This is a genomic window from Saccharopolyspora sp. NPDC000359 (assembly GCF_040300525.1).
Taxonomy (GTDB): Bacteria; Actinomycetota; Actinomycetes; order Mycobacteriales; family Pseudonocardiaceae; genus Saccharopolyspora.
Map to the genome: position 1 here is coordinate 241855 of NZ_JBEPDU010000002.1, position 22884 is coordinate 264738.

Below are 22884 nucleotides of genomic sequence, written 5' to 3' on the forward strand. Positions count from 1 at the left end.
TCCGATTCTGCGCGGCGATCAGCGCGCGGTGTGCACGTCCTCGACGTAGCGGCCCTCGGCGATCAGCGAGTCCAGCCACGCGGTTCCGTCGCCACCGGTGCGCTCCGCGTGGATGGCCCGGAACGCCTCGCGCACGCCGGGGGCCATCCGGGTCCCGTCGCCGCAGACGTAGATCTTCGCCCCGGCGTTGAGCAGCTGCCACAACTCCTCGGCCTCGGCGGCGATGCGGTGCTGGACGAAGGCCTGCCCGTCGACCGGGGCGGCGCTGAAAGCCGGGCGCACCTGGACCACCCCGACCCGCTCGGCGGCGCGCAGCTCGGCGCTGTGCAGGTAGTCGGCATCCGGCGCGTCGCAACCGAAGTAGCACAGCGCCGGGGCCAGCGGGGAGCCGTTCGCGGCGCGGGCGAGCCGGTCGGCGATGGCACCGCGGAAGGGCGCCAGGCCGGTACCGGCCGAGACCATGACCACCGGGACGTCGTGGTCGACCCGGAACGCGGCCCGGCACGGCTGGACCCGCGCGAGCACGGTGTCCCCGGGGCGCACATCGTTCAGGTAGCCCGAACCGGTGCCGCGGAAGGTGCCGCGGCCCGACCGCGCGGGGGCTTCGAGCAGCGAGACCATCAGGTCGACGTGGTGCGGGTCGGCGCTCGGTGACGACGAGATCGAGTAGTGCCGCGGCCGGATCGGCGGCAGCAGGCCCAGCAGTACCGGCCAGCTCAGCTGCTCGGCCAGCGCGGGGTGGTCCTCGACGACCTCCAGCAGGTTCCGGTCGTCCGGGTCCTCGGCCAGGGCGCGCAGGGCCTGCTGCTCCGGCGGGCACGGGTTGAGCTCGGCGAGGGTGGTCAGCTGCGCGCTGGTCGGGCGGTCCTGCAGTTCGACGTGCCGGGTCAGCAGCTCGCGGGCGGTCACCGGGCGGTCGACCGCGACCCCGCCCCGGCGCGGCGCGATGTTGAGAACGGTGTCCGGGTCCACCCGCAGGATCCGGGCGGCGCGCTCGACCAGGGCCGGGTCGTTGGCGGGGAGCACGGTGAGGTGGTCGGCCGTCCGGTAGGTCTCGCCCTCGGGCAGTGCCAGGCGCACGAAGCGCTTGGCGCGCGGGTAGTCGGGGTGGGTGAGGCTGTCGGTCTCGGTGACCGCCATCGGCGTCATCCCGTGCCGGGCGGCCAGCGCGTCCAGCGGTCCGCCGGTGATCTCGGTGACGACGTCTGCGGTGCGCACGGGCTCGGCGGCCGCGGTGGGGTCGCCGTGCCGCTCCAGCACGGCGTCGCGCAGTGCGGTGGTGAAGGACTGGACCGCGCCGGTCAGATCGCCTGCGGCGTCGGCTTCCGCGCGCTCCAGCAGGCGGGTTCCGCCGAGGTCGGCCAAGCGCGCGTCGATGTGGGTCGGGATGCGCTGGTAGGTGGCCGACCAGTTGCGGTCACCGACGCCGAGGACCGCGTAGGTGACGCCCTCGGCGGCGCCGGGTTCGGCGTTGTCCAGCCAGCGGACGAACTCGGCCGCGTCGTCGGTGGGCTGGCCGTTGTAGGAAGCGGCGGTGATGACGACGATCCGGTCCGCGGGCAGTGCTCCGGTGTGCTTGTCGAGCGGGGCGGTCTCGGTGTCGCAGCCGATCTCGGCGGTGGCGTCAGCGAGCTGGGCGGCGAAATCCCGGCAGGTCCCGTAGTTGCTGCCGTGCAGCAGCAGGACCCCGGTGCCCGGCCGCACCCGGCTGGGCAACCCGCTGGCCTCGACGGGTGCCTCGGCGGCGCGGGCGGGCGCGGCGACGCGGTCCGCCGAGGTGCGCCGGGCCAAGGTGAGGGTCAGGCCATCGGGCTTGATGGTGAGGGCCTGCTTGAGGCGCAGCTGGTAGTCGGCGTGGTCGAGCAACCGGTAGCGGTGGACCAGCATCCCGAGCAGCATCGTGGCCTCGTGCAAGGCGAACTGCCTGCCGATGCACGCGCGCTCACCGGTCCCGAACGGCTTGAAGGCGTGCGGGGAGCGGGCCGCCTCGGCCTCGGGTGCGAAGCGGGAGGGGTCGAACAGCTCGGGGTTGTCGCCCCACACCGGGTCCCGGTGCAGCATCGGCGTCACCACCGACGCCCACTGCCCCGCCCGCATCGGGATGCCACCCAGCTCCGTGTCGTGGCGGGCCTGCCGCGAGAAACCCGGTGCGGGCGGGAACATCCGCAGCGTCTCGTTGAGCACCTGGCGGGTGAAGTGCAGGCGGCCGACGTCCTCGAAGGTCGGTTCCGGGTCGGCCTGGGCGCCCCACAGCTCGTCCACCTCCTGCTGCACCAACCGCAGCGCGGTCGGGTGCTTGACCAGGTTGTGCAGCGCGAAGGACAGGGTGCCCGAGGTGGTCTCGTGCCCGGCGATGAGGAAGGTGATCACCTGGTTGCGGATGTTGGCCAGGTCCAGGGTGGTGCCGTCGGAAGGGTGGGTGGCGCTGAGCATCAGCCCCAGCAGGTCGTCGTTCTCCGGTGCTTGGGCACCGGGCGCGGTGCGCGCCGCGATGACCTCGTCCACGACCGAGGCGAGGAAGGCCGCGTCGGCCCGGAACGCCTCGTCGGTGCTCGCGTGGTCGGCGTCCGGGTCGCGGCTGAGCTTGGTCATCGCCCAGTGCAGGCAGCGCACCAGGGCGTCGACGAACGGGTGCGGTTCGTCCCGCTCGAACGAACCGAAGTCGAACCCGAAACCGGCCAGGCCGATGGTGTCCAGCGTCATCCGGGTCATGTCGTCGGCCACGTCGACCGGGCTGCCCGCCGCGCACCTGCGGTCCCAGACCTCGACCAGCCGCTGCGCGACGCGCAGCATCACCGGGTGGTAGGCGCGCATCGAGCCGAGGGCGAAGGCGGGCATCAGGATGTCGTGCGCCTTGGTCCAGTTCGGCTCGTCGTTGTAGGCGGTGAACAGGCCGTCCTGGGCGAACTCGCGGACGTTCTCCAACGCCGGTCCGACTGCCTTCTCGAACCGCTGCTCGTCGGAGAGCTCGGTGACCAGCTCCAGGCTGCTGACCAGCAGGGTGTCCTGCCCGTGCTGGCGCTGGACGAAGGCCGGGCCGTGCTGCCGGACCAGCCGCATCGACCGCAGGACTGGGGTGCGGGTCGGTTCGCCGGAGACGTCGACGACGGGAATGCCGGGGGTCGCGGCCATGTGCGGGCCAACCGCCTTTCGTGGTCGGGTCGACCGCCGGGGAGAGCGGTCCCCTCCACACTCGCGCCGCGGGTGCCCCCGCCGCCGCCACCGCACTGCACAATCGTGTAGTAGGTCGGTGCGTCTCCGGCTTGCCAAACCGGCCGGGAACCGCAAGCACCAGGAGGGCTCCAGGTGGACATCGAGGACAACGGCGGTGGCGCACCGGACTGGCGCCGGGAGGCGATCTCCTGGCGAAACCGGTTCATCCTGCTGCTCGACCACCTGCCGCTGCCGCTGGCGCTCTGCGACCCGCACGGCGAGATCCGCGTGGCGAACCCGGCGATGGCCGCGGAGTGCGGCCTGCTGCCCGGCCAGCTGCGCGGCCGCAACGCGCTGGACTTCTTCGTGCCCAGCACGAAGGCCCGGCTGCACCCGATCGCGGAAGCCGTGCGGCGGCACCGCAGGTCCCGCTACCCGGTCGAGGTGACCTGGTGCCCGCCGAGCGGCGTCGAACGGCACGGGGAGATGGATGTGACCCCGGTCAGCGACGCCCCGGACCTGCCCCCATCACTGCTGCTGATGCTCCGCGTCGCGGGAGAACGCGCGGAACCCCGACCCGAGCCCACCTCACCGGCGAGCGAGACCGAAGCGCGCATCCTCGCCCTGGCAGCGGGTGGCGGCACGACAGCGCGAATCGCCAAAGCGGTCGGCCTGACCGCGGACGGCGTCAACTACCACCTGGCGCAGCTCTCCCGCCGCTGGGGCGTGCGAGGCAGAACAGCCCTGGTGGCCCGCGCCTACACCCTCGGCGTGCTCGACCCCGGAGCCTGGCCGCCGGTCGCAGCCCAGTCCAGGTGAACGGAGCCGGTCGGCGCGCTCAGGACCGGACGGCGGCGATCAGCTGGTCGATCCTGGTCGCGATCGCGCGGGCGTCCGCCGACGCGAGGACGCAGAGCTGTTCGCCGGACGAACCGCGTTCGCGGTAATCGAGGTAGCGGCCGTCGGGCTCGGCGTTGTCGAACCAGCGCAAGACCTCCGACCGGTGCACGCGGCCGTAGCGGTCGCGCGAGTTCGCCGCCAGCTGCCCACCGCGGACGTGCTCGGCCCGCCCGATCTCCTGGTACGCCGCCACCAGCCGGTCACCGCTGCTGCCCTTGGACTGCGTGACCTGCTGCATCATGCTGTCCGGCGGTTCCTCCGCGCGGTCCTGCGGGCGGAAGGACTCGGTCGGCACCCGGACCACGCCGCGGTTCCCGGGCGGTGCAGGTGGGAACGTCGGCAGGAGCACCTGGGGCAACGGCGCCTTGTCGTGCACCTCAACGGTCAGCGGGCCGCCGAAGCGCTCGGTCTCCCCCGGCCCCTGCACGCCGAGCACGACGCGCTGGCCCTCGGTGATCGCGGCGACCGCGCGCCAGGAGTGGTCGCTGTCGAAGTTCGGGAACCACAGCGAATCCACCCACAGGTACGGCTTGGTGAGCACCTTCAGCGCCTGCGCCAGTCCCGGCTCGACCTCGTTGTCGACGAGCAGGCCCAGCATGTCCATGGTGGGCGCTTCGCGCTTCGCGACCTCGCCGAGCTGCTGGAGGGTGCGCCCGTAGGCCTGCCCCTCCAGCGGCAGCGTCAGGTCGTCGAGGTCGAGGTAGCGGCGCACCAGGTACAGGTGCAGCGGATGCAGTTGCCAGCGACCGACGAGGGCCACGGAGTCCTCCCCCACATCACTCGTGAGCGGCGATGGTGGCCCTCACCACCACCGCCGCTCACGAACTGGTCCTGATCAGGCGCCGAACACCGGCGGCGCGGTCTTGGGCATGTCGTCGAGCCAGACGTCGTCCTGCTCCTCCAACCAGCTCGGGCGGTCGTGCTCCTGGTCCTCGCTGCCCTGCCCGCGCTGCCCAGCGCCAGCGGCACCCATGCCGCCACGAGCGCCACCCGCGCCCGCCGCGCCGCCACCAGCGCCACCGACGCCGCCGACCCCGGTCGCGCCACCCGCACCGAGCCCACCGGCACCGACGCGACCTCCGGCACCGAGCGAGCCAGCCCCGGCACCCGCACCGAGCCGACCGGCACCCATGCCGCCAGCACCACCGGGTTTGCCGAGCCCGCCAGGGCCACCGGTCTTACCACCGGCACCGCCGCCGCGAGGTCCACCGCCAGCGCCCGGCCCGTTGGGGCCGCCGATGCCGGGGCCGGGCAGCACCCCGGGACCGCTCGGATCGCCGGTCCCGCCGCGTCCCGGCAAGCCCGGAACACCACCACCCGGCCCACCGCCCGGTCCGCTCGGCACCCAAGCGGACCCGGTACCGGCCGGATTGGTGGATCCGCCACCACCGGGGTTGCCGCCGCCCGGAACACCACCGCCACCAGGAATGCTCCCGCCATCCCCAGTCCCGCCCGGGGGCACGCTGGAAGGCGTGACAGTGCTCGGGGGACGGACCTGCGGCGGCTCGATCGGCGGCGGCGGAGGTGGCGGCGGGGGCGGAGGCGGCGGCACGGGCTTGTCCTCGAGGTCCCGGAACGCCGGAACGGAGCTGTCCACATTGGTGTAGGTGGGGGTCAGCACCCGCCCCATGGTCTCCTGGGCGGCCCGCTCGGCCTGCTGCCGCTCCCGCATCTGCGCGACCGCGTCGGTGCCACCGGCAATCGGGTTGGCGAGCCCGATCGCGACAGACCGCCCGTAGTGGTGCCCCTCGGGCTCCGGCACCATGAGCTTGGCCTGCCCGGCAGCGGACCCGGCCTCCTCGATCTTGTTGCCGGTGGCCTGGAACGCATCAGCGCTGTCCGTCATCCACTTCACCAACGGCTCGGCGGACTGGTTGGCCGCATCCGCGGCATCGCCCTCCCAGCCGCCCTGGATGGCGGAACCAGCCTCCTGTTGCAGCTCCGGACCAATGGCCCGCAGCTTCTCCGCGATCTCCCGCCACTGGTTGGCGGCGTCCGCGGTCTTGCCCTGGTCCAGGGACCGCTGGTTGGTCTCGTAAAGCTCCTGGTGACCGTAGGCCTGCCAGTTCTCCTGCTGGGTGATCGAAGTGGGGTCGACGTCCATACCGGCCGTCAACTGTCGGTTCTGCCGCTCCAGGTCCTTGCGGAGCTGCGCGTTCTCCTGCTGCGCCCGCTCAGCCGCCTCCTGCCGAGCGTTCTCGGCGCGGGAGTCGTAACCGAACAGGTCAGCACCAAAGTCGTAAACCTCACCAGCGCCTTCAGCAACGGCATTGCCGACGGTCTTGACCCCGTCGACCACCGCGCCACCGACATCACTGGCAACATCACCGGCCCAGTCCATGAACCCCATCAGATCCCCCAGCTATCTCGGCATCCGAGGCGCAATGGCCTCAGCAATCTTCTGGGATTCGGCGCACTCGTCGAGTCCCTGGTCACGCGATTCGCTGACATCGACGATGATCGACCCGCCACCGGCGTCGAACAGGGTCGAGCAAATCCGTGCCTGCGTAGCAGTCTTGTCGATAGCACTCGCTGCTTTTCGCCCGTCGACCGTAAGCGCGTCGAACTTGGCCCAGTTGCTCTGCTGCCCGTAGGCCTCAACCGTCTGCTCTTGGTTCTTGTAGACCACTACAGCGGTGCGATCACCGTTGTAGTAGCAGCCAGGCTCCGACGCGATCCCGGTTTCCGGAGATCCCGGACCTTCAAGACCGAACGCCTGAAGGTCGTCGTCGGTGAAGATCCCGCAAGGATCGAGCTGCTCAAGCCCCTGCGTCTGTGATTCCGGGTCAGGCGTTTGACCAGCCGGGCCACCGCAACCGGCCACAGCCAGCAGCACCCCACCGGCACACACAGCGATCACTGCTTGAGACAAAGACTTCACGCCTGGCTACCCCTCTGCATGTCCTCGCCGATCTGCTCGTCGGTCGTAACATAGTCTTTCGCAGCCGTTCGGAAGAGATCAGCCTTGCGCCTCAGCTCATCACTCAGCTGCTTCAGCAGATCAGCAGCACCGTTCGTCCCATTGGAAGCCTTCTGGGCGAACTTGCCAGCCAGTTCCTGCGCAGAGCTGTAATCACCAAGCCCCTGAACACGCCCCAGCCTGCTCGCCCGCAGGCTGAGCCGCTCGACTTCATCGGCCTTCTTCTCGTAGACCTGAGCTGCCTTGTTCGCGGCATCGGGGTTCATCTTCAGCTGCCCCGAGGAGATCTGCTGCCCGAGCTGGTCGTTCTCCTGCCTGATCGCGCCCAGCGCAGCACCAGCGCCGACGAAGCCGAGGGCCGATCCTACCGCTCCTGCCCCCACCCCCAGGTCACCCGACATCTGCGCGTCCGCCATCCGCAGCCACCTCCGGTACCGATCGATCGACCCAGGTAAAGCTAGCGAACCGGGCAGACTACCCGCGATCGAACCCGAAAGATGATCACGTGATCAGCGCCACACCACCCGATCAGCCTAGCCAGGCTAGCTCCACTCGAACCGCAAGAACTCCAGCACCGGGACCTTCCGGTCCTTCTGGAGTCGCGACGCGACCGTCAGCGCCAGCGGCCTCGACACGGCATGCCCCATGCTTCTGCCCGACCGCCACCAACGAACAGCGGGTGAGCCACGCACCAGCGAGGTTGGAGCGCCAACCTATTTCGGCATCCAGGGCGCGATGGCCTCAGCAATCTTCACAGCCTCGCCGCACTCGTCAATGCCCTGGTCACGCTCGATTCTGCCGCTCCAAGTCCGCACAGAGCTGTGCGTTCTTCTGCGAGCTTGCTCAGCCGCCTCCTGCCGAGCGTTCCAAAGTCGTAAACCTCACCAGCGCCTTCAGCAACGGCATTGCCGACGGTCTTGGCCACCGCGCCACCGACATCGCTGGCGCCATCACCGGCCCACTCCATGAAGCCCATCAGATCCCCAGCTATCTCGGCAGCTTCGGTGCAATGACCTCAGCGACCTTCACGCTCTCGGCACACACGTTCGCCCCCTCGTCACGGAACTCCTGCACCGTCAGAGTGATCACACCGCCACCTGCATCGAACATCGTCGAGCAGAGTCGCGCCTGCGTCGATCCTTTGGTAATGGTGTTCGCAGCAGGACGGCCATCAACCTCAAGTCGGTCGAACTTCGCCCAGGTGTCCTGCTGACTGTACTTCTCGACGGTCATTTCCTGGTTTTTGAAGAAGGTCGCCCCAAAAGGCCGCCCGCTGAAAGCGCAGGCCGGCTCACCAGAACTACCGGTCTCAGGCTCGCCAGGCGCCCTGAATCCAAATGATTCGAGCTCTTCCGGGGTCAACAACGTGCACATATCGACCTTGGCGAGCCCCTGCTCCGCCGCGGCTGTGGGCGGGCCCTCCACTGAACTCGGTCGGCCACAGCTCGCCACCACCAGAGCCACGGCAGCGACACCCGCAGCAAGCACGGTTCGAGACGACGTCCTCACGCTTGACTACCCCTTTGCATGTCCTCACCGATCTGTTCGTCGGTAGCAACGTAGTCCCTCGTCGCCTGTCGGAAGAGATCTGCCTTTTTGATCAACTCATTGCTGAGTTGCATCAGCAGGTCACCAGCGCCTGTCTCACCATTGTTCGCCTTCAAGGCAAACTTGTTCGCAAGTTCTTGAACCGAGGCGTAGTCACCCAAACCCTCAACCGCCTGGAGGTCCTCAGCTTTGCGGAAGAGCGTCTGCACCTCTTCGGCCTCAGCTCGTACACATCCGCTGACTTTTTCGCGGCATCGGGGTTCATCTTCAGCTGCCCCGAGGAGATCTGCTGCCCGAGCTGGTCGTTCTCCTGCCTGATCGCGCCCAGCGCAGCACCAGTGCCGACGAAGCCGAGAGCCGCTCCTGCCCCCACTCCCAAGTCACCCGACATCTGCGCGTCCGCCATCCGCAGCCACCTCCGGTACCGATCGATCGACCCAGGTAAAGCTAGCGAAGCGGGCAGACTACCCGCGATCGAAGCCGAAAGATGATCACGCGATCAGCAACACACAACCCGATCAGCCTAGCCAGACCAGCCCCCCACTCGGACCGCGAGAACTCCAGCACCGGGACCTTCTGGTCCTTCTGGAGTCGCGACGCGACCGTCAGCGCCAGCGACTCGACACAGGCGCCATGCCCCATGCTTCTGCTCGACCGCCGCCAACGAACAGCGGGTGAGCCACGCACCAGCGAGGTTGGAGCGCCGATCTATCTCGGCATCCGGGGCGCAATGGTTTCAGCGATCTTCACAGCCTCGCCGCACTCGTCAATGCCCTGGTCACGCTTCTCCGTCACCGTGATCTTGATTAGGCCGCCGCCCGAATCGAACAATGCCGAGCAGATCCTCGCCTGGGTTGAACCCTTGTCGATCGCGCTCGCAGCCGGACGCCCGTCGATCTCCAAACGGTCAAACTTCGCCCAGTTGTCCTGCTGACCGTAGGACTCGACAGTCTTTTCCTGGTTCTTGTAGAAGATGCCAGCAATCTTGTCGCCGTTGAAATAGCAGCCGGGCCCTGACGAACCAGCGCCTTCTGGATCGCCAGGTTCCCGCAGGCCGAACGATGCAAGTACGTCAGAAGGAACCATCGTGCACGGGTCGATCTGCGCAAGCCCCTGGTCGCTCCTAGTGGGCGCTGGGTCTTCCTGCGGGGCACCACAGGCAGCCACCGCCAGCACTACTGCACCGGCGCATGCACCAACGGTGCTTCGGCCCGACACCTTCATGCCTGACTACCCCTCTGCAAGTCCTGATCGATCTGCTTGTCGGTAGCAACGTAGTCCACCGCAACTTGACGAAAGGATCAGCCTTCCCTTCCGAGCTCATCGGTCAACGAGGCGGAGGCCGGAGTTGCGGAGGAGGTTGGTGAGGTGGTCGTGCGGTAGTGCTGGGGTGCGGTGGCCGTCGCGGCCGGTCATGTCCGCGTTGGCGGTCTGCGCGTTGAGCACCGCTTCCTCGGTGGCCTGCACGACCGCCTCGTAGAACGGGTCCATCCGGCCCCACGGGACGAAGCGCAGCTGCTCGTAGTCCGGGCCGCCGGGGGCCATCGTGCTGGTCAACGCGCCGCGGTTCGCGGTGGAGAAGGCCAGGAACAGGTCGCCGGAGAAGTGGCTGCCGGTGGTGCCGGTGCGGGCCAGGCCCATCGGCACCCGGCGGGCGAGCGCGGTGCACTGGCCCGGCAGCAGCGGGGCGTCGGTGCCCACCACGACGATCACCGACCCCGCGCCCGGCCTGGCGAGCCAGTCGGATTCCTCCATCGGGTTGTCCGCCAGCAGCTGCTTGCCGACCGGGACGCCCGCGACCACGAGCTCCCTGCGCGCGCCGAAGTTGGCCTGCACGAACGCTCCCACCGCGTAGCGGTCCGCGCCGTGCTCGACGACCCGGGACGCGGTGCCGCTGCCGCCCTTGAAGGCGTAGCAGTTCATCCCGGTCCCGCCGCCGACCGACCCCTCCTCGACGGGACCGGAGCGGGCCGCGTCCACTGCCGCCGCCGCGTGGGTGGTGCGCACGTGCGCACCGTTGATGTCGTTGAGGTAGCCGTCCCAGGTCTCCCCGACCACCGGCAGCAGCCACTCGCGCGCCAGCTCGGGCCGGTTCCGCACCACCCAGTCGATGAGTCCCCTGTGGACGGTGCCGATGGCGTGGGTGTTGGTGATGCCGATCGGCAGCGCCAGCGAACCGGTCTCCTCGACCCAGGCGGTGCCGGTCATCTCCCCGTTGCCGTTGAGCGAGCACCAGCCCGCGGCGCACGGGTCGGCCACCCCGTCCCGGCCGCGCGGCAGGATGGCCGTCACCCCGGTCCGCACGGATTCCCCCTCGACGAGGGTGGTGTACCCGACCTGCACGCCGGGCACGTCGGTGATGGCGTTGTGCTGTCCCGGGGCACCGTCCAGCGGGATCCCGAGCGCGCGGGCCCGGGGCAGTCCGGCGGGGGTGCGCGTGGCGGTCATCGGCTCCTCCGAGGTCACGCGGGGTCAACCAGGTCGGGGGCCAGCTCCGCGCAGCCGGTGGCGCCGCGGGCGTAGGACAGGATCAGCTCGAAGGCCCGCTGCGGGGGCATCACCGCGTTCCCAGCCAGGATCTCCAGGCCGTAGCCGTTCTCCAGGCACACCAGGTTCGCCGCGATGTCCGGGATCGGCGCGGTCGGCGCGAAGTGCCCCTGCGCGCGGCCGATCTCCAGCACCGCGCCGTACATGGTGACCTGCCGGTCGAACAGGCTCTCCACGATCACCGAGTACACCGGGTCCTGCCGCACCGCGGTGGTGAACTCGTAGAGCACGTTGACCAACTCGTCGTCGGCCCGCCACGGGATGCCCGCGCGGGCCGCGGCGACCAGCTTCTCCCGCGCGTCGTCCAGTGTGGACAGCATCGCGGCCCGGTCGGTGCAGAACCGGTCCACCGCCTGACGGAACACCTCGCGCAGCAGCTCGGACAGGTCGGGGAAGTAGTAGTGCACCGAACCGCGGACCACCCCCGCCTGCTCGGCCACGTCGGCAACGCGCAGCGCGGCCAGGCCCTGGCGGCCGACGGCCCGGGTGGCCGCGGCGACGAGGTGTTCGCGGCGCACGGGTTTGCGACTGGGACGGGCCATGCCGAGGATTCTCTGGCACTCGTGCCAAGACAGTCAACAGACCCGCGCAACATCCCTTGACATCGGGCATCCGTTCTTTGACTCTGGCGCCAAACCATGGTCTCGAAGGTCGAGGTGCCCGATGACCGAGGAAGTCGCCGCCACCGCCAGCTCCACCAGCTACCGCCAAGACCTGTCCCGGTCCCTGACCTTCCGGGAGAACTCCTGATCACGCTCTCCGCGGTGACTCCCGCGTCGAGCGTGTTCATCATCGTCCCGTCGGTGATCCAGGGGGTCGCCGGTGCTTCCGCCGTGGTGTTCACCATCGCCGCGCTGGTCGGCGTCGTGGTGGCGCTGTGCTACGCCGAGCTGTCCAGCGCGTTCCCCATCACCGGCGGTGAGTACGCGTTCGTCGCGCGGACCGTCGGCAAGTCCACCGGGTTCGCGCTGTACCTGCTGACCATCGTGTCCGGCACGCTGATCCTGGGGGTGATCGCCAGCGGCACCGGCCAGTACCTCGGCGTGGTGTGGTCGGCGCTGGACGGCCACTGGGTCGGCGTGGTGGTCATCGTGGCCACCGGTCTGATCGCCGTGCTGGGCATCCGCACCAACGCGTGGGTGACCGGTGTCTTCCTGGTGCTCTTCCTGGTGCTCGAACTGCTGGCGCTCGCCGTGCTCGCGGCGCTGGGGTTCGTGCACGTCACCCAGCCGGTCTCGGTGCTGTGGACGGCACAGGCAGCTGGGCCGGACGGCACGCTGAGCGCGGCCTCGGCAGGCCTGGTCGTCTCCTACACCGCGGTCGCGATCTTCGCCTACAACGGTTACGGGACCGCCGTCTACTACGCCGAGGAAACCCGCCAGGCCACCAGGACGATCGGGCGGGCGATCCTGTGGTCGCTGGGCATCACGGTGATCGCCGAGCTCGTCCCGCTGGTCGCGGTGCTGCTGGGCACACCCAGCATGTCCGCCCTGGTCAGCGCGGAATCGCCGATGAACTACTTCCTGCTCGCCCGCGGCGGTCCGGTGCTCAACACGATCGTCAGCCTGGGCATCGCGATCGCGGTGATCAACGCGGTCATCGCGATCATGCTCCAGCTCGGCCGCAGCCTGTACTCGGCGGCCCGCGACCGCTCCTGGCCCGACGCCCTCAACCGCCCGCTGACCTGGATCCACCCGCGCTTGCGTACCCCCGTGGTGGCGACGCTGACGGTGGCGGCCCTGGGCGTGCTGTCCTACACCCTGCTGCCCTTCGAGGTCCTGCTGCTCGGCTCCGGCGCCAGCCTGGTGATCACCTACGTGCTGGTCGGCCTGGCGGCCCTGCTCGGCCGCGTCCGGGGCCGCACCCGCCGCGCGGCCTACCGCATGCCCGCCTGGCCGCTGCCCCCGCTCCTGGCGCTGGGGGCAATGGCAGTGGTCCTCTACGAGAACCTGCGCACCGACTGGCCCCCGGTGGCGATCACCACCGCGATCCTCGCGATCGGCTACGCCTACTACTACGCCTACATCTACCCCCGGAGGGACCGCTGGACCCTCCCCGACCCCACCGACGAGGACACGTGACACCGGCGTGCGAGGTGTTTGGCAGCACGCCGCGGGAGAGTGCGGCCTCCGGACGGAGGAGGTGCTGCGGATGATGTTCGTGGAGTTGTTCGCGCCCAAGGGGGCGCTCAGCTCGGATCAGCGGCGGCGGGTGGCCGAGCTGCTGGGTGCGCTGGACAGGTTCGTGCCCGACGAGGACCGGCACGCCGGGATTTCCGAGGTGTTCGGGGCACTGTTCCACGTGGTGGTGCACGAGTCTGCGGTGTGGGTCACCGGGGGCGAGGTGCTCGAGCCGGGCGCACCAGCGCGGTTCGTGGTCCGGGTGCACGTGCCGGGGCCCTGGCGCAAGGACATGAGCGAGTACGTCGTCTCCCACACGACCGAAGCCGTGGCGGCCGTGGCGGGCCCGGAAGCCGCCGTGCAGGTGCACGTGCTCGGGGTCCCGGAGGGCGGGATCGGGCTGAACGGGCAGGTGGCGACGTCGACGCGGATCGTCGAGATGATGGGCGAGCCGTACCTGGCGGACCTGGAGGCGGGCAAGGCCGTCCGGGATCCGCTGTGCGGCGTGATCGTTCCGCTGAACGAGGACGCGATCACCTTGGAGGTCGACGGGGCGGTGCACGGCTTCTGCTGCGCGGGGTGCCGCGAGGAGTACGTGGCGAAGCTCGGCTTGACCGGCTGAGCAGTCACGACTCGAGCAGTTCGAGGGCGCGAGCAGCACTCAGCTCCCGCCCCTCCGCGTAAGCCGCGCGGTAGGCCCACGGCCCCAGTTCCTGCTGGAGGTCGCGGGTCAGCCGCACTACGTCGGGATCGTGCGCGTCCGGGCCACCGCGCACCACGCACGCGGCACCCAGGATCGCCGCTGCGCGGCGCGGTTGCCCACGCCGCAGGAAGAGGTCGGCCTTGCCCACGCCGACCGCGGCCGCCATTGGGGCATCGGGCATCGTGGCGGCCATCGACAGCGCCGAGCACAACTTCGCCTCCGCCGAGTCGAGCTCTCCTTTGGCAGCGGCGAGGAAACCGGCCGTGCTCAGGTGCAGCACCTGGAACGGGCGGCTGTCCGGTGCGGCGTCCTCCTCGGCCCGGCGGAGCTGGTCCGCGGCCTGGTCGAGGTCCCCGGAGTGGCGCGCGAGGTCGGCCAGCGCCAGGCGGGCCAGCGCGACGTGGTGGGCGGAGCGGGCCTCGGCGACGACCGCCAGCAGCTCCGCCCGCGCGGTTGGCGCATCACCCGCGCTGATCCGGATGTTGGCCAGCCAGACGCGTTGGCCGTCGTCGCCGAGCTCCCGGGTCAGCGCCGTCGACTCGTCCAGGGCGGCGATGGCGGCTTCGGCGGAGCCAGCGGCGGTGTGGGCCGAAGCCAGGGACATCAGGGACAGCGCTCGGCCCCAGGAGTCGCCAGCCGTCGCGAAGTCCTCCGCCGCTGCCCGCAGGTCCTCGACGCCGTTGGGCAGGTCGCTGGTGGAACCGCGCAAGAATGCGCGGGCGAGCCGGAACATCGCTCGGGCCCACGGGTCCGGGTGGTCCAGGTGCGGTTCGGTGGCGGCCAGCCCCGCGGCGAAGTCACCGCGGGCCAACGCCAGCAGCGCGTCGACGAAGGCACCCTCGGGCTGGTCCGGCTGCCACTGGCGCTCGACATCGGCGCTCACCTCGGCCAGCATTCCCGCGAACATGGCGTTGAGCAGGTGACCGGCGACCACGACCGGGGCGGGTGTGCCGGCGCGGACCACCTCACCGAGCCGTTGCACGGCTTCGGCGTGGTCCCCGCGGATCAGCCAGAAGTGCCCGAGCACCGACCCCAACCGGACTGCGGTGTCGGCGGATGCGTGGCGCAAGGCGGCGGTGAGGTTGTCGCGGTCCGCTGCCAGCCGCCGCACCCAGTGCACCTGCGCGGGCCCCCGCAGGTGCCGGCGGGCGCGCTCGGCGAGGTCGAGGAAGCACGCGGCGTGCTGCTCCCGCGCGGAATCCAGCCGACCGGTCTCCCGCAACCGCTCCTCGCCGTACGCGCGGATCGTGTCGAGCAGGCGGTAGCGCTCGCCGGACAGCTGCAGCAACGACTTGTCCACGAGCGAATCCACCACCTCCTCCGCAATCCCCACCCGCGCGGCCTCGTCCGGCCCGAAACCGCCCGCGAACACCGCTAGCCGCTCCACCGCATCCCGCTCCTCCTCGGTGAGCAGCTCCCAGCTCCACGCCACGACCGCGCGGAGGGTCCGGTGTCGGGGCAGCGCGGTGCGGCTGCCGCCGGTCAGCACCCTGAACCGGTCGTCCAACCGCGCGACCAGGTGGGACAACGACATCGAGCGCAGGCGGGCGGCGGCCAGCTCGATCGCCAGGGGCAGCCCGTCGAGCCGTCGGCAGACCGCGGCCACCTCGTCAGTGGCGGTGAAGTCGGGGCGGGCGGCTCGGGCGCGGTCGGTGAACAGGCGGACGGCCGCCTCGGGGTCGAGCGGGCGGACCGGGATGAGGACTTCACCGGTGATGCCGAGCGGCTCGCGGCTGGTGGCCAGCACCCGCAGCCGCGGGCACCGGCGCAGCAGTTCGTGCGCCACCTCCGCCGCCGCGTCGACGACGTGCTCGCAGTTGTCCAGCACCAGCACCGACTTGGTCGCGGCCACCGCTTCAACCACCTGCGCGACGACGTCGTTCGAGCCGCCCGCTCCGCGCACACCGAGAGCGACGGCGATCGCGTACGGCACGTCCGCCGGTGCGGTCACCCGGGCCAGCTCGACCAACCGCACCACGCCGGTCAGCCGACCGGCGACCGCGGTGGCGAGGCGGGTCTTGCCCACCCCGCCCGGGCCCACCAGTGTCACCAGCCGACCGTGCTGGAACCGCTCCGCCACGGCGGAGCACTCCTCGACGCGGCCGACGAAGCTGGTCAACTCCGCGGGGAGGGCAGGGCGCGGCTCGGGCCTGCGGTCGCGCAGCAGGTCCAGGTGAAGCTCCTGCAGCTCCGAACCCGGGTCGCTGCCGAGTTCCGCCGCCAGCCGGGTGCGGTACTCCTCGTAGGCGGCGAGCGCTTCAGCTCGCCGGCCTTGCCGGCCCAGCGCTTCGAGCAGCAGGGCGCGCAACCGCTCCCGCAACGGGTGCGCGGTGGTCAGCGAATCCAGCTCGGCCACCACATCGGACCGGTGGTCACCGAGAGCGATTTCGGCGGCGATGCGGTCTTCGATCGCGCCGAGCCGCAGCTCGTCGAGACGCACCACTTCCGCCGCGACGTACGGTGCTGCGGGCACGTCCGAGAACGGCTCGCCTCGCCACAGCTCCAGCGCCGCGCGCAAGGTCTCCACGGCAGCGCTGCGGCGCCCCTCCGCGGCGAGTTCCTCGAAGTGCAGCACGTCGACCTGCTCGGGCCGCAGCGCCAGCAGGTAACCCCGCGGCACCGACCGCAGCGCGGACCGGTCCGGCAGCGCCCGCCGCAACCGCGCGACCAACGACTGCAGCGCGTGCGCCGGGTTCTCCGGTGTGCTCTCCGGCCACACCGCCTCAACCAGGGATTCCAGCGGGACCACTCGACCAGCGTCCACGGCGAGCCGGGCCAGCAGTCCGCGCAGTCGCAGACCACCGATCTCAACCGGTTCGCCGCCACAGCGCAATTGAAGCGGTCCCAAGAGGCCGACCCACATGCGCCCACTCTGCCACCCGGCACGACAGCGATCTGCGAGCTGGGTGGCAGGCGCGCCGCGCACGGTCCTCGACGTCCACCACCCGAGAACGGAGATCCGCCCGGTGGAGCACCTCGCCAACCACGAGCAGCACGAGGTCTGTCAAGGTGTTCCGCCGTTGTGAAGCAGGCGGCCGTGCGGATTGCGGTCCGGGGCTGGCTGGTCACGGCGCGGGCGCCCGGCTGAGCGTCCACTTCGGAGTCACCGCAGCCGGGTGGTGGGGAGCAGGTCCGCGGCCGTGGTGCGGATGGCCGCCAGGGATGCGGCCACCGCGGGGTGGTCGCGGCGGCCGAGGCGGGTTGCTGCGGTGATGCGGCGGGCCGGTGCCGGTTCGCCGCGCAGGGGCAGGCGGACGACGGGCCAGTCGTCGTGCAGACGGGCCAGCCGCGGCACCAGGATGATGCCGAAACCGTGGGCCACCAGGGCTGCTCCGGTGTCCCACTCGTTGGCGTGGTGGGCGATGTTCGGAGTGAACCCGGCCGCCATGCAGGCCGTGCGGACCAGGTCGTGGTATGCGCCGCCGGGCAGGGCCACGATCCACGGCTCGTCGGCGGCGTCGGCGAGGGTGACCGCGCGGCGCTGGGCCAGCCGGTGCCCCGCGGGCACGACCAGGTCCAGCGGGTCCTCGAGCAGCGGTTGCTGGTCGAAGCGCTCGTCGGCGGTGGACGGGGTGTCCGCGGAGTTGATCACCAGGGCGAGGTCGGCGTCCCCGGCCAGCAGCAGGTCGAAGCAGCGCGCAGGTTCGGCTTCGATCACCCGGACCCGCAGGTGCGGGTAGCGCTCCCGCAGCGCGGCAGCGGCGGGCGGGAGCAGGTTGGTCGCAGCGGTGGAGAAGCCGCACAGCGTGAACGAACCGCTGGGCTCGTCGGTGATCGAGGCGAGTTCGGCGTAGGCGAGTTCGGCTTGCGCCTGCAACGCCTCGGCGTGGCGCAGCACCGTCCGGGCCGCCGCGGTCAGCTGGATGCCCCGTCCTCGCTGGGTCATCAGCTCGACGCCGAGCTCCTCGGCCAGCTGGCGCAGCTGGTACGAGACCGCCGACGGGGTGTAGTGCAGGGCGGCGGCAGCGGCGGTGACCGTGCCGTGGTGGGCCACCATCTGCAGCACCTTGAGCTTGGGGTCGATCATTCGACCATTTTGCACGGTCATGTCGAAGACCGTTTGATTCTCTTTCCGGGTGAGGACCGGCAGCCTGGACGCCGTGATGCTGTCGAACCCCCTCGACCGGGCTCTGCCGCCCCGCGGCCGGGCGCGCGAACTGCGCACCGGCCTGTACGTGCTCGTCGTGCTCACCGCCGGTGCCTACCTGCCCAGCCCGCTGTACCCGGCCTACCAGGGCGCGTTCGCGATCAGCGACCTCGCGATGACCGTGGTCCACGCGACGTTCGCGCTGGTCAGCGCGCCTGCCCTGCTGCTGTTCGGGTCGGCGTCGGATGCCCTGGGACCGCGGTCGGTGCTGCGGGCGAGCATCGTGCTGGCGGCACTCGGTTCGGCCTGCTTCGCCTTGGCGTCCGGCCTGGGGTGGTTGCTGGCCGGGCGAGCCGCGCAAGGGCTCGCGCTGGGTGCCGCGACCGGCGCGGCCACCGCGTTGATCAGCGAGCGGGCCCGGCGCAACGGCTCGGTGCTGGCCAGCACGGCTTTCCTGGCGGGCACCGCCGCGGGACCGGTCGCCGCCGGGGTCCTCGCCCAGCACGCACCGGCACCGCGGCTCCTGCCGTTCGCCCTGCACCTCGCGTTGCTCGGGATCGGCTGGCACCTCGTCGCCGCGCTCTCCGCAGGCGGGTCCCGGACCGCTCGGTGGACAGCAACCCGGCCGGAGATCCCGCGGGGGATGCGACTGCACTTCAGCTCCGCCGCGGCGACCGGGTTCCTCGCCTGGACGACGGCGGGCCTGTTCCTGGCGGTCATCCCGGCACTCCTCGTCCGCGGTGGTCAGGCCAACGAAGCGGTGGTCGGCGGCGTCCTCGGGGCGGTGCTGATCTGCTCCGTGCTCACCCAGCCGCTGGTGCCCCGCCTCGGCACGCGCGCCGCGCAGCTGGCCGGGCTCGGCGCTGTGCTGACCAGCCTCGCCCTGCTGGCCCACACCGGCGGTGGGTCGCTCCCGGCCACCCTGCTCGCAGCAGTCGTGGCCGGTGCCGGGCACGGCCTGGCCTACGGCGGTGCCGCCGCTGCCGTCGACGCGGTCACGCCAGCCGGCAAGCGCGGTGCCACCACCGGCGCACTGAACCTGGCGTTCTACCTGGGTGCCGGGCTCCCCACCATCGCCGTCGGCCTCGTCACGCTCGAACACCCGCTGTCCGCCGCGATGTCGTGGGTCGCCACCGCCGCGGCCGCGCTCGTCCCGCTGGCTGCTGCGGCAGTCGCCGCCACCCACCGCCGCACGTCCAGTCCCGGCGGCGAGCGGGTTCTGCGCCGAACGCGTTCCGCAGCAACCGTTCCAGAGGCGCGACCTCAGCGAGCGACGACCGCGCGTCCCAAGCGCACGCACTCCAACCGCTCACCCCTCGCGTCGGCGAAGCGCCCGTCCGGCTCGCGGTGGCGGCGCTCCAGTTCGGCTCGACGATGACGCCGCCTGATCAGGCCGCATGGCTAAACTCCTGGTCATGGGTCTTTTCTCGCGGCGCGAGGCGCCTCCCGGGCCGACGCAGCCGTTCGAGTTCGTCGTCGAGCACGTGTTCGCCGTGCCGATGCGCGGGCTGGTGTTCACCGGTCACGTCACCAGCGGGCAGGTCCAGCGGGGGCAGGACGCCGTGCTGCACCTGCCCGGGGGTGCGCACGCCGTGCGCGTCAAGCGCATCGACGTCCGGAAGCGCTCCGCCAGCGTGGTCGGAACCGGGGCGGAGGCCGGGCTGTACCTCGACAGTGTCTCGTCGAACGACCTCCCGTCCACCCCTCGCGGCGACAGCAACCTCATCGACAACGACGCCATCGCGGGAACCAGGATCACCTCGGCCTGACCTGCGACCACGGCCCGCGGGAAAACCGGTTGCGGGTGCGTCGGACCGCCGCCTAGCCTCGTCGGTACACAGGAAAGGAGGTGGTCCAACGTTGAATACCAACAGGACTTGTGAGGTGGCTGTCCGCTAGGACCGCCTACGGCACTCCAGCCGACCCGACGTGCGATCGTCCTGCGGGACGCGAACGCGGGTGAGCGGTCGGCGAATTCCAGGCAGTTACCCGACCCCGGGGCTCCGAACTACGTCCGGTTCGGCCCGTCGGACCACCGACGGGAAGTGGCCCCGGGGTTGCCTGCTTTCCGGAGCCCACCAGGCGCCCGAGCACGCGCGGCCACACCGGCGGCGCGGTACGGAAAACCCTTAGCCCGCTGCGGGATTCACCACTGGGTGCGGTTCACCCGACTTCCTAACGTGTCGGTCACCACCGACCTGCGTGAGGACGTCTGATGACATCGACCCGACCTGCGGAGCCGTCTGCCAGCGTGCTGCGGCTGGGGGTGGCCGCCGGGGTCGGCACCTCCCTGGAGCTGTACGACTTCACCATCTACGGCACGGCCGCGGCGCTGGTGTTCGGCGACGTCTTCTTCAAGACCGGTGACGCCTGGCTCGGCACCTTCCTCAGCCTGGCCACCTTCGCCGCCGGGTTCGTGATGGCGCCGCTCGGGGCCGCCGTCTTCGGCTGGATCGGCGACCGGAAGGGCCGCCGCACCGCGCTGTCCGCCGCGTTCCTGCTGATGGGCTTGGCAACGCTGGGCATGGGCGTGCTGCCGTCCTACGCCGTGATCGGCGTCGCCGCGCCGCTCATGCTCGTCACGCTCCGGCTGCTGCACGGTGTCGCGCGAGGCGGTGAGAGCGCTGGTGCCGCGGTGCTCGCGATCGAGCACGCACCGGCGCACCGGCGCGGCGTGTACGGCTCGTTCGTGGCCTTGGGCTCGCCGATCGGCACCATCATGGCGAACTTCGCCTTCGCCATGGTCCTGTTCCTGCCGGACGACGACGTTCGGGACTGGGGGTGGCGGCTGCCGTTCCTGGCGGGCGGGTTGGTGCTGCTCCTCGGGTTGTGGGTGCGCAGGGGCGTGGCGGAGAGCCCGGTCTTCCAGCAGATGGTCGCCGACGAGGAGCACGACAACCGGTCGAAGCGCCCGCTGCTGGACGTGATCAAGTCCGACTGGCGCCGCATCGGGCTGACCGCCGGGATCAACCTCGGGCTCACCGCGACCACTTACACGCTGGTCACCTTCATGCTGTCCTACGCCACCGCCAGCGCCCCCGAGGGACTCGGGCTGCCCCGCCAGGCGATCGTGAACGGCTCCCTGCTGGGGTTGGCCTGCCACGCGGTCCTCAACATCACCGCCGCGTGGCTGTCCGACCGCATCGGGCGCAAACCGGTGATGCTCGCGGGTGTTCTGCTGTCCCTGGGCGGTGCGCTGGCGATGTTCCCGATCGCCTCGGCAGGCACCGTCGCCGCCGTCAACACGGCCGTCGTGCTGGGCTTCGCCGCGACCGGCGTGCTCTTCGGTCCGATGTACACCTACTTCTCCGAAGTCTACCCGCGGGAGAAGCGGCAGTCCGGGGTCGGTCTCGGCTACCACCTCGGCGCGGTGCTCGGCGGCGGCATCACCCCGATGATCGCGAACCGGATCATCGCCACCACCGGGAACCCGCTCAACGTCGGCTACTACCTGGCCGTCCTGCTGACGCTGTCCCTGCTCTGCCTGCTGGCCCTGCCCGAGACCGCTCCGGCGCGGCTGTCCCGGCGAGCCTCGCGGGGAGGAACCGAGGCTTCGGCCAACGTTGATCCACTAGGGTGAGGCGATGACATCGGTCAAGCAGTTCCAGGTCGCCTTCGACTGCGCGTCACCGCTGCGCGTCGGTCGCTTCTGGTGCGAGGTGCTGGGGTACGTGGCCCCACCGCCGCCGGACGGGTTCGCCACCTGGGACGAGTACAACGACTCCCTGCCGGTCGAGGAGCGGGACTCCTGGTTCGTCTGCTCCGACCCGGCGGGCGTGAACCCGCGGCTGTTCTTCCAGCGCGTGCCCGAGGGCAAGGTGGCCAAGAACCGGGTGCACCTCGACGTGCGGGCCGGTACCGGGCTCGAGGGGGAGGAACGCCTCGCCGTGCTCGAAGCCGAATGCGCCCGGCTGGTGGCGCTCGGGGCAGTGCGCGTGCGGCTGCTCGAAGCCGACGGCGAAGAGGAGTCGTGCATCGTGATGCAGGACGTCGAGGACAACGAGTTCTGCCTCGACTGACGTCCTAGCGGGCGCGGGACGGGATCATCCGGACGAACTCGGCTGCCGCCGGGGAGAGCGGGCCGCGGCGCCAGAACAGGGCGCCGCGGCGCACCACCCGGGGCCGCAGCGGCAACACCACCGCTCCGCGCTCCCCCGCTTCGCGGGCCAGCGAGCGCGGCAGCAGCGTCGCCCCAGCGCCGGCCAGCACCAGTGGCACGATCATCGCCTGGTGCGCCGTCTCCACCGCGACGCGCGGCTTCGCGCTCGACGCGGCGACGGTGTCCTCGATGACTTCGCGCGTGGCTGTCCCGCGCGGGGTCGTGACCCAGTTCAGCTCGGCGAGCTCGGCGCGGCCGATGCGCTCGCCCGCCGCCGACCCCGGCGGGAGCACCGCCAGGATCTCCCGGCCTTCGAGCACGACGTGCTCCAGCTCGGCGACCCCGTCCGCGGCGGAATCGGCCATGCCCAGCTCGGATTCGCCGCTGCGCACCGCGCTGGTGGCCGCCGAACCCAGCTCGTGGTCGGACACCCGCACCGCGACGTTCGGGTGGCTGCGCAGGAACGTGCCGAGCAGGGCGGCGAGCGGGTCGACCGCGAGCGTGGTCTGCGCGACGATGTCCAGTCGGCCCTCGGCGAGCCCCAGCACCCGGCGCACCGAGTCGGCTGCGGTGCTCAGGTCGCGCATGACCTGCCGGGCCGGTTCCACCAGCGCTTCCCCGGCGGGCGTGAGCGCGACGCCGTGCGGGAGGCGGTGGAAGACCTTGCCGCCCAGCTCCTGCTCCAGCGAGCTGATCGCGTGCGACAGCGAGGGTTGCGCGACGCGCAGCGCTTTGGCCGCGCCGGTGAAGCTCCCGCTCTCGGCGATGGCCAGGAAGTACTCCAGCTCCCGGCGTTCCACCCAACTC

At 71.0% G+C, this 22884-nt stretch carries 22 protein-coding genes; 7 read left to right on the top strand and 15 right to left on the bottom strand.

Features of this window, described 5'->3' with window-relative positions; genetic code table 11:
• Nucleotides 1–18 precede the first annotated feature (18 nt).
• Entirely contained in the window at nucleotides 19–3132 is a 3114-nt protein-coding gene (locus tag ABT324_RS02925) for a bifunctional cytochrome P450/NADPH--P450 reductase (protein WP_351170599.1), read from the bottom strand.
• 174 nt (nucleotides 3133–3306) lie between these two features.
• Between ABT324_RS02925 and ABT324_RS02930 the strand changes: the two genes are divergently transcribed.
• Complete coding sequence (locus tag ABT324_RS02930; RefSeq protein WP_351170602.1) at nucleotides 3307–3972, top strand: PAS domain-containing protein; 666 nt, start codon at nucleotides 3307–3309, stop codon at nucleotides 3970–3972.
• 19 nt (nucleotides 3973–3991) lie between these two features.
• On the opposite strand, the gene ABT324_RS02935 is transcribed toward ABT324_RS02930, so the two are convergent.
• The 11 genes from ABT324_RS02935 to ABT324_RS02985 form a co-directional block, all read right to left on the bottom strand.
• Nucleotides 3992–4813 (bottom strand): ESX secretion-associated protein EspG, encoded by an 822-nt coding sequence (locus ABT324_RS02935; RefSeq protein WP_351170605.1) that lies wholly within the window; start codon nucleotides 4811–4813, stop codon nucleotides 3992–3994.
• Between the two features lie 75 nt (nucleotides 4814–4888).
• Nucleotides 4889–6403: a PPE domain-containing protein gene (locus tag ABT324_RS02940; RefSeq protein ID WP_351170607.1), complete on the bottom strand. Its 1515-nt coding sequence runs from the start codon at nucleotides 6401–6403 to the stop codon at nucleotides 4889–4891.
• 12 nt (nucleotides 6404–6415) lie between these two features.
• Nucleotides 6416–6934 carry a DUF3558 domain-containing protein gene (locus ABT324_RS02945; protein WP_351170610.1) on the bottom strand — a complete coding sequence of 173 codons (519 nt, stop codon included), beginning with the start codon at nucleotides 6932–6934 and terminating at the stop codon, nucleotides 6416–6418.
• On the bottom strand, nucleotides 6931–7389 hold the full coding sequence (locus ABT324_RS02950) for a hypothetical protein (RefSeq protein WP_351170613.1): 459 nt from the start codon (nucleotides 7387–7389) through the stop codon (nucleotides 6931–6933). The genes ABT324_RS02945 and ABT324_RS02950 overlap by 4 nt, the downstream gene beginning before the upstream one ends.
• Nucleotides 7390–7724: 335 nt before the next feature.
• Nucleotides 7725–7949, bottom strand: coding sequence for a hypothetical protein (locus ABT324_RS02955; RefSeq protein ID WP_351170616.1), 225 nt, complete (start codon nucleotides 7947–7949; stop codon nucleotides 7725–7727).
• Nucleotides 7950–7960: 11 nt separating this feature from the next.
• Nucleotides 7961–8437, bottom strand: a complete 477-nt coding sequence (locus ABT324_RS02960; RefSeq protein ID WP_351170619.1) for a DUF3558 family protein — start codon at nucleotides 8435–8437, stop codon at nucleotides 7961–7963.
• A 41-nt stretch (nucleotides 8438–8478) separates the two neighbouring features.
• Complete coding sequence (locus ABT324_RS02965; protein ID WP_351170622.1) at nucleotides 8479–8730, bottom strand: hypothetical protein; 252 nt, start codon at nucleotides 8728–8730, stop codon at nucleotides 8479–8481.
• A gap of 238 nt (nucleotides 8731–8968) precedes the next feature.
• Complete coding sequence (locus ABT324_RS02970; protein WP_351170624.1) at nucleotides 8969–9208, bottom strand: DUF397 domain-containing protein; 240 nt, start codon at nucleotides 9206–9208, stop codon at nucleotides 8969–8971.
• Nucleotides 9209–9229: 21 nt separating this feature from the next.
• The gene (locus ABT324_RS02975; protein ID WP_351170627.1) at nucleotides 9230–9745 is read right to left on the bottom strand and encodes a DUF3558 domain-containing protein; all 516 of its coding nucleotides are present in this window, start codon (nucleotides 9743–9745) and stop codon (nucleotides 9230–9232) included.
• A gap of 96 nt (nucleotides 9746–9841) precedes the next feature.
• Complete coding sequence (locus tag ABT324_RS02980; RefSeq protein ID WP_351170630.1) at nucleotides 9842–10969, bottom strand: DmpA family aminopeptidase; 1128 nt, start codon at nucleotides 10967–10969, stop codon at nucleotides 9842–9844.
• A 14-nt stretch (nucleotides 10970–10983) separates the two neighbouring features.
• Nucleotides 10984–11610, bottom strand: coding sequence for a TetR/AcrR family transcriptional regulator (locus ABT324_RS02985; RefSeq protein ID WP_351170633.1), 627 nt, complete (start codon nucleotides 11608–11610; stop codon nucleotides 10984–10986).
• A gap of 222 nt (nucleotides 11611–11832) precedes the next feature.
• Here ABT324_RS02985 and ABT324_RS02990 point away from each other — a divergent pair, with 222 nt between their 5' ends.
• Both ABT324_RS02990 and ABT324_RS02995 read left to right on the top strand, forming a co-directional pair.
• A complete protein-coding gene (locus ABT324_RS02990) occupies nucleotides 11833–13149 on the top strand; it encodes an APC family permease (protein ID WP_351170636.1) in 1317 nt (438 codons plus the stop codon).
• A 70-nt stretch (nucleotides 13150–13219) separates the two neighbouring features.
• Nucleotides 13220–13810 (top strand): hypothetical protein, encoded by a 591-nt coding sequence (locus tag ABT324_RS02995; RefSeq protein ID WP_351170639.1) that lies wholly within the window; start codon nucleotides 13220–13222, stop codon nucleotides 13808–13810.
• 4 nt (nucleotides 13811–13814) lie between these two features.
• Here ABT324_RS02995 and ABT324_RS03000 read toward each other — a convergent pair whose 3' ends face one another.
• Entirely contained in the window at nucleotides 13815–16754 is a 2940-nt protein-coding gene (locus tag ABT324_RS03000; protein WP_351170642.1) for an ATP-binding protein, read from the bottom strand.
• Nucleotides 16755–16994: 240 nt separating this feature from the next.
• Nucleotides 16995–17918, bottom strand: a complete 924-nt coding sequence (locus ABT324_RS03005) for a LysR substrate-binding domain-containing protein (RefSeq protein ID WP_351170645.1) — start codon at nucleotides 17916–17918, stop codon at nucleotides 16995–16997.
• 49 nt (nucleotides 17919–17967) lie between these two features.
• On the opposite strand from ABT324_RS03005, the gene ABT324_RS03010 reads away from it, so the two are divergent.
• The 4 genes from ABT324_RS03010 to ABT324_RS03025 all read left to right on the top strand — a co-directional run bounded on the left by ABT324_RS03010 (nucleotide 17968) and on the right by ABT324_RS03025 (nucleotide 21997).
• Nucleotides 17968–19356 (top strand): MFS transporter, encoded by a 1389-nt coding sequence (locus ABT324_RS03010; protein ID WP_351170648.1) that lies wholly within the window; start codon nucleotides 17968–17970, stop codon nucleotides 19354–19356.
• Between the two features lie 37 nt (nucleotides 19357–19393).
• A complete protein-coding gene (locus tag ABT324_RS03015; protein WP_351170650.1) occupies nucleotides 19394–19747 on the top strand; it encodes a hypothetical protein in 354 nt (117 codons plus the stop codon).
• A 446-nt stretch (nucleotides 19748–20193) separates the two neighbouring features.
• Nucleotides 20194–21558 carry an MFS transporter gene (locus ABT324_RS03020; protein WP_351170653.1) on the top strand — a complete coding sequence of 455 codons (1365 nt, stop codon included), beginning with the start codon at nucleotides 20194–20196 and terminating at the stop codon, nucleotides 21556–21558.
• Between the two features lie 4 nt (nucleotides 21559–21562).
• Nucleotides 21563–21997 (top strand): VOC family protein, encoded by a 435-nt coding sequence (locus ABT324_RS03025; protein WP_351170656.1) that lies wholly within the window; start codon nucleotides 21563–21565, stop codon nucleotides 21995–21997.
• A 4-nt stretch (nucleotides 21998–22001) separates the two neighbouring features.
• On the opposite strand, the gene ABT324_RS03030 is transcribed toward ABT324_RS03025, so the two are convergent.
• Nucleotides 22002–22877, bottom strand: a complete 876-nt coding sequence (locus ABT324_RS03030; protein WP_351170659.1) for a LysR family transcriptional regulator — start codon at nucleotides 22875–22877, stop codon at nucleotides 22002–22004.
• Between the last annotated feature and the right edge of the window lie 7 nt (nucleotides 22878–22884).

Excerpts from the sequence above, each read along its gene's own strand:
- ABT324_RS02925 (WP_351170599.1), bottom strand. The coding sequence starts at position 3,132 with ATGGCCGCGACCCCCGGCATTCCCGTCGTCGACGTCTCCGGCGAACCG.
- ABT324_RS02940 (WP_351170607.1), bottom strand. The coding sequence starts at position 6,403 with ATGGGGTTCATGGACTGGGCCGGTGATGTTGCCAGTGATGTCGGTGGC.
- ABT324_RS02950 (WP_351170613.1), bottom strand. The coding sequence starts at position 7,389 with ATGGCGGACGCGCAGATGTCGGGTGACCTGGGGGTGGGGGCAGGAGCG.
- ABT324_RS02955 (WP_351170616.1), bottom strand. The coding sequence starts at position 7,949 with ATGGGCTTCATGGAGTGGGCCGGTGATGGCGCCAGCGATGTCGGTGGC.
- ABT324_RS02975 (WP_351170627.1), bottom strand. The coding sequence starts at position 9,745 with ATGAAGGTGTCGGGCCGAAGCACCGTTGGTGCATGCGCCGGTGCAGTA.
- ABT324_RS02980 (WP_351170630.1), bottom strand. The coding sequence starts at position 10,969 with ATGACCGCCACGCGCACCCCCGCCGGACTGCCCCGGGCCCGCGCGCTC.
- ABT324_RS02985 (WP_351170633.1), bottom strand. The coding sequence starts at position 11,610 with ATGGCCCGTCCCAGTCGCAAACCCGTGCGCCGCGAACACCTCGTCGCC.
- ABT324_RS02995 (WP_351170639.1), top strand. The coding sequence starts at position 13,220 with ATGATGTTCGTGGAGTTGTTCGCGCCCAAGGGGGCGCTCAGCTCGGAT.
- ABT324_RS03000 (WP_351170642.1), bottom strand. The coding sequence starts at position 16,754 with ATGTGGGTCGGCCTCTTGGGACCGCTTCAATTGCGCTGTGGCGGCGAA.
- ABT324_RS03005 (WP_351170645.1), bottom strand. The coding sequence starts at position 17,918 with ATGATCGACCCCAAGCTCAAGGTGCTGCAGATGGTGGCCCACCACGGC.
- ABT324_RS03015 (WP_351170650.1), top strand. The coding sequence starts at position 19,394 with ATGGGTCTTTTCTCGCGGCGCGAGGCGCCTCCCGGGCCGACGCAGCCG.
- ABT324_RS03020 (WP_351170653.1), top strand. The coding sequence starts at position 20,194 with ATGACATCGACCCGACCTGCGGAGCCGTCTGCCAGCGTGCTGCGGCTG.
- ABT324_RS03025 (WP_351170656.1), top strand. The coding sequence starts at position 21,563 with ATGACATCGGTCAAGCAGTTCCAGGTCGCCTTCGACTGCGCGTCACCG.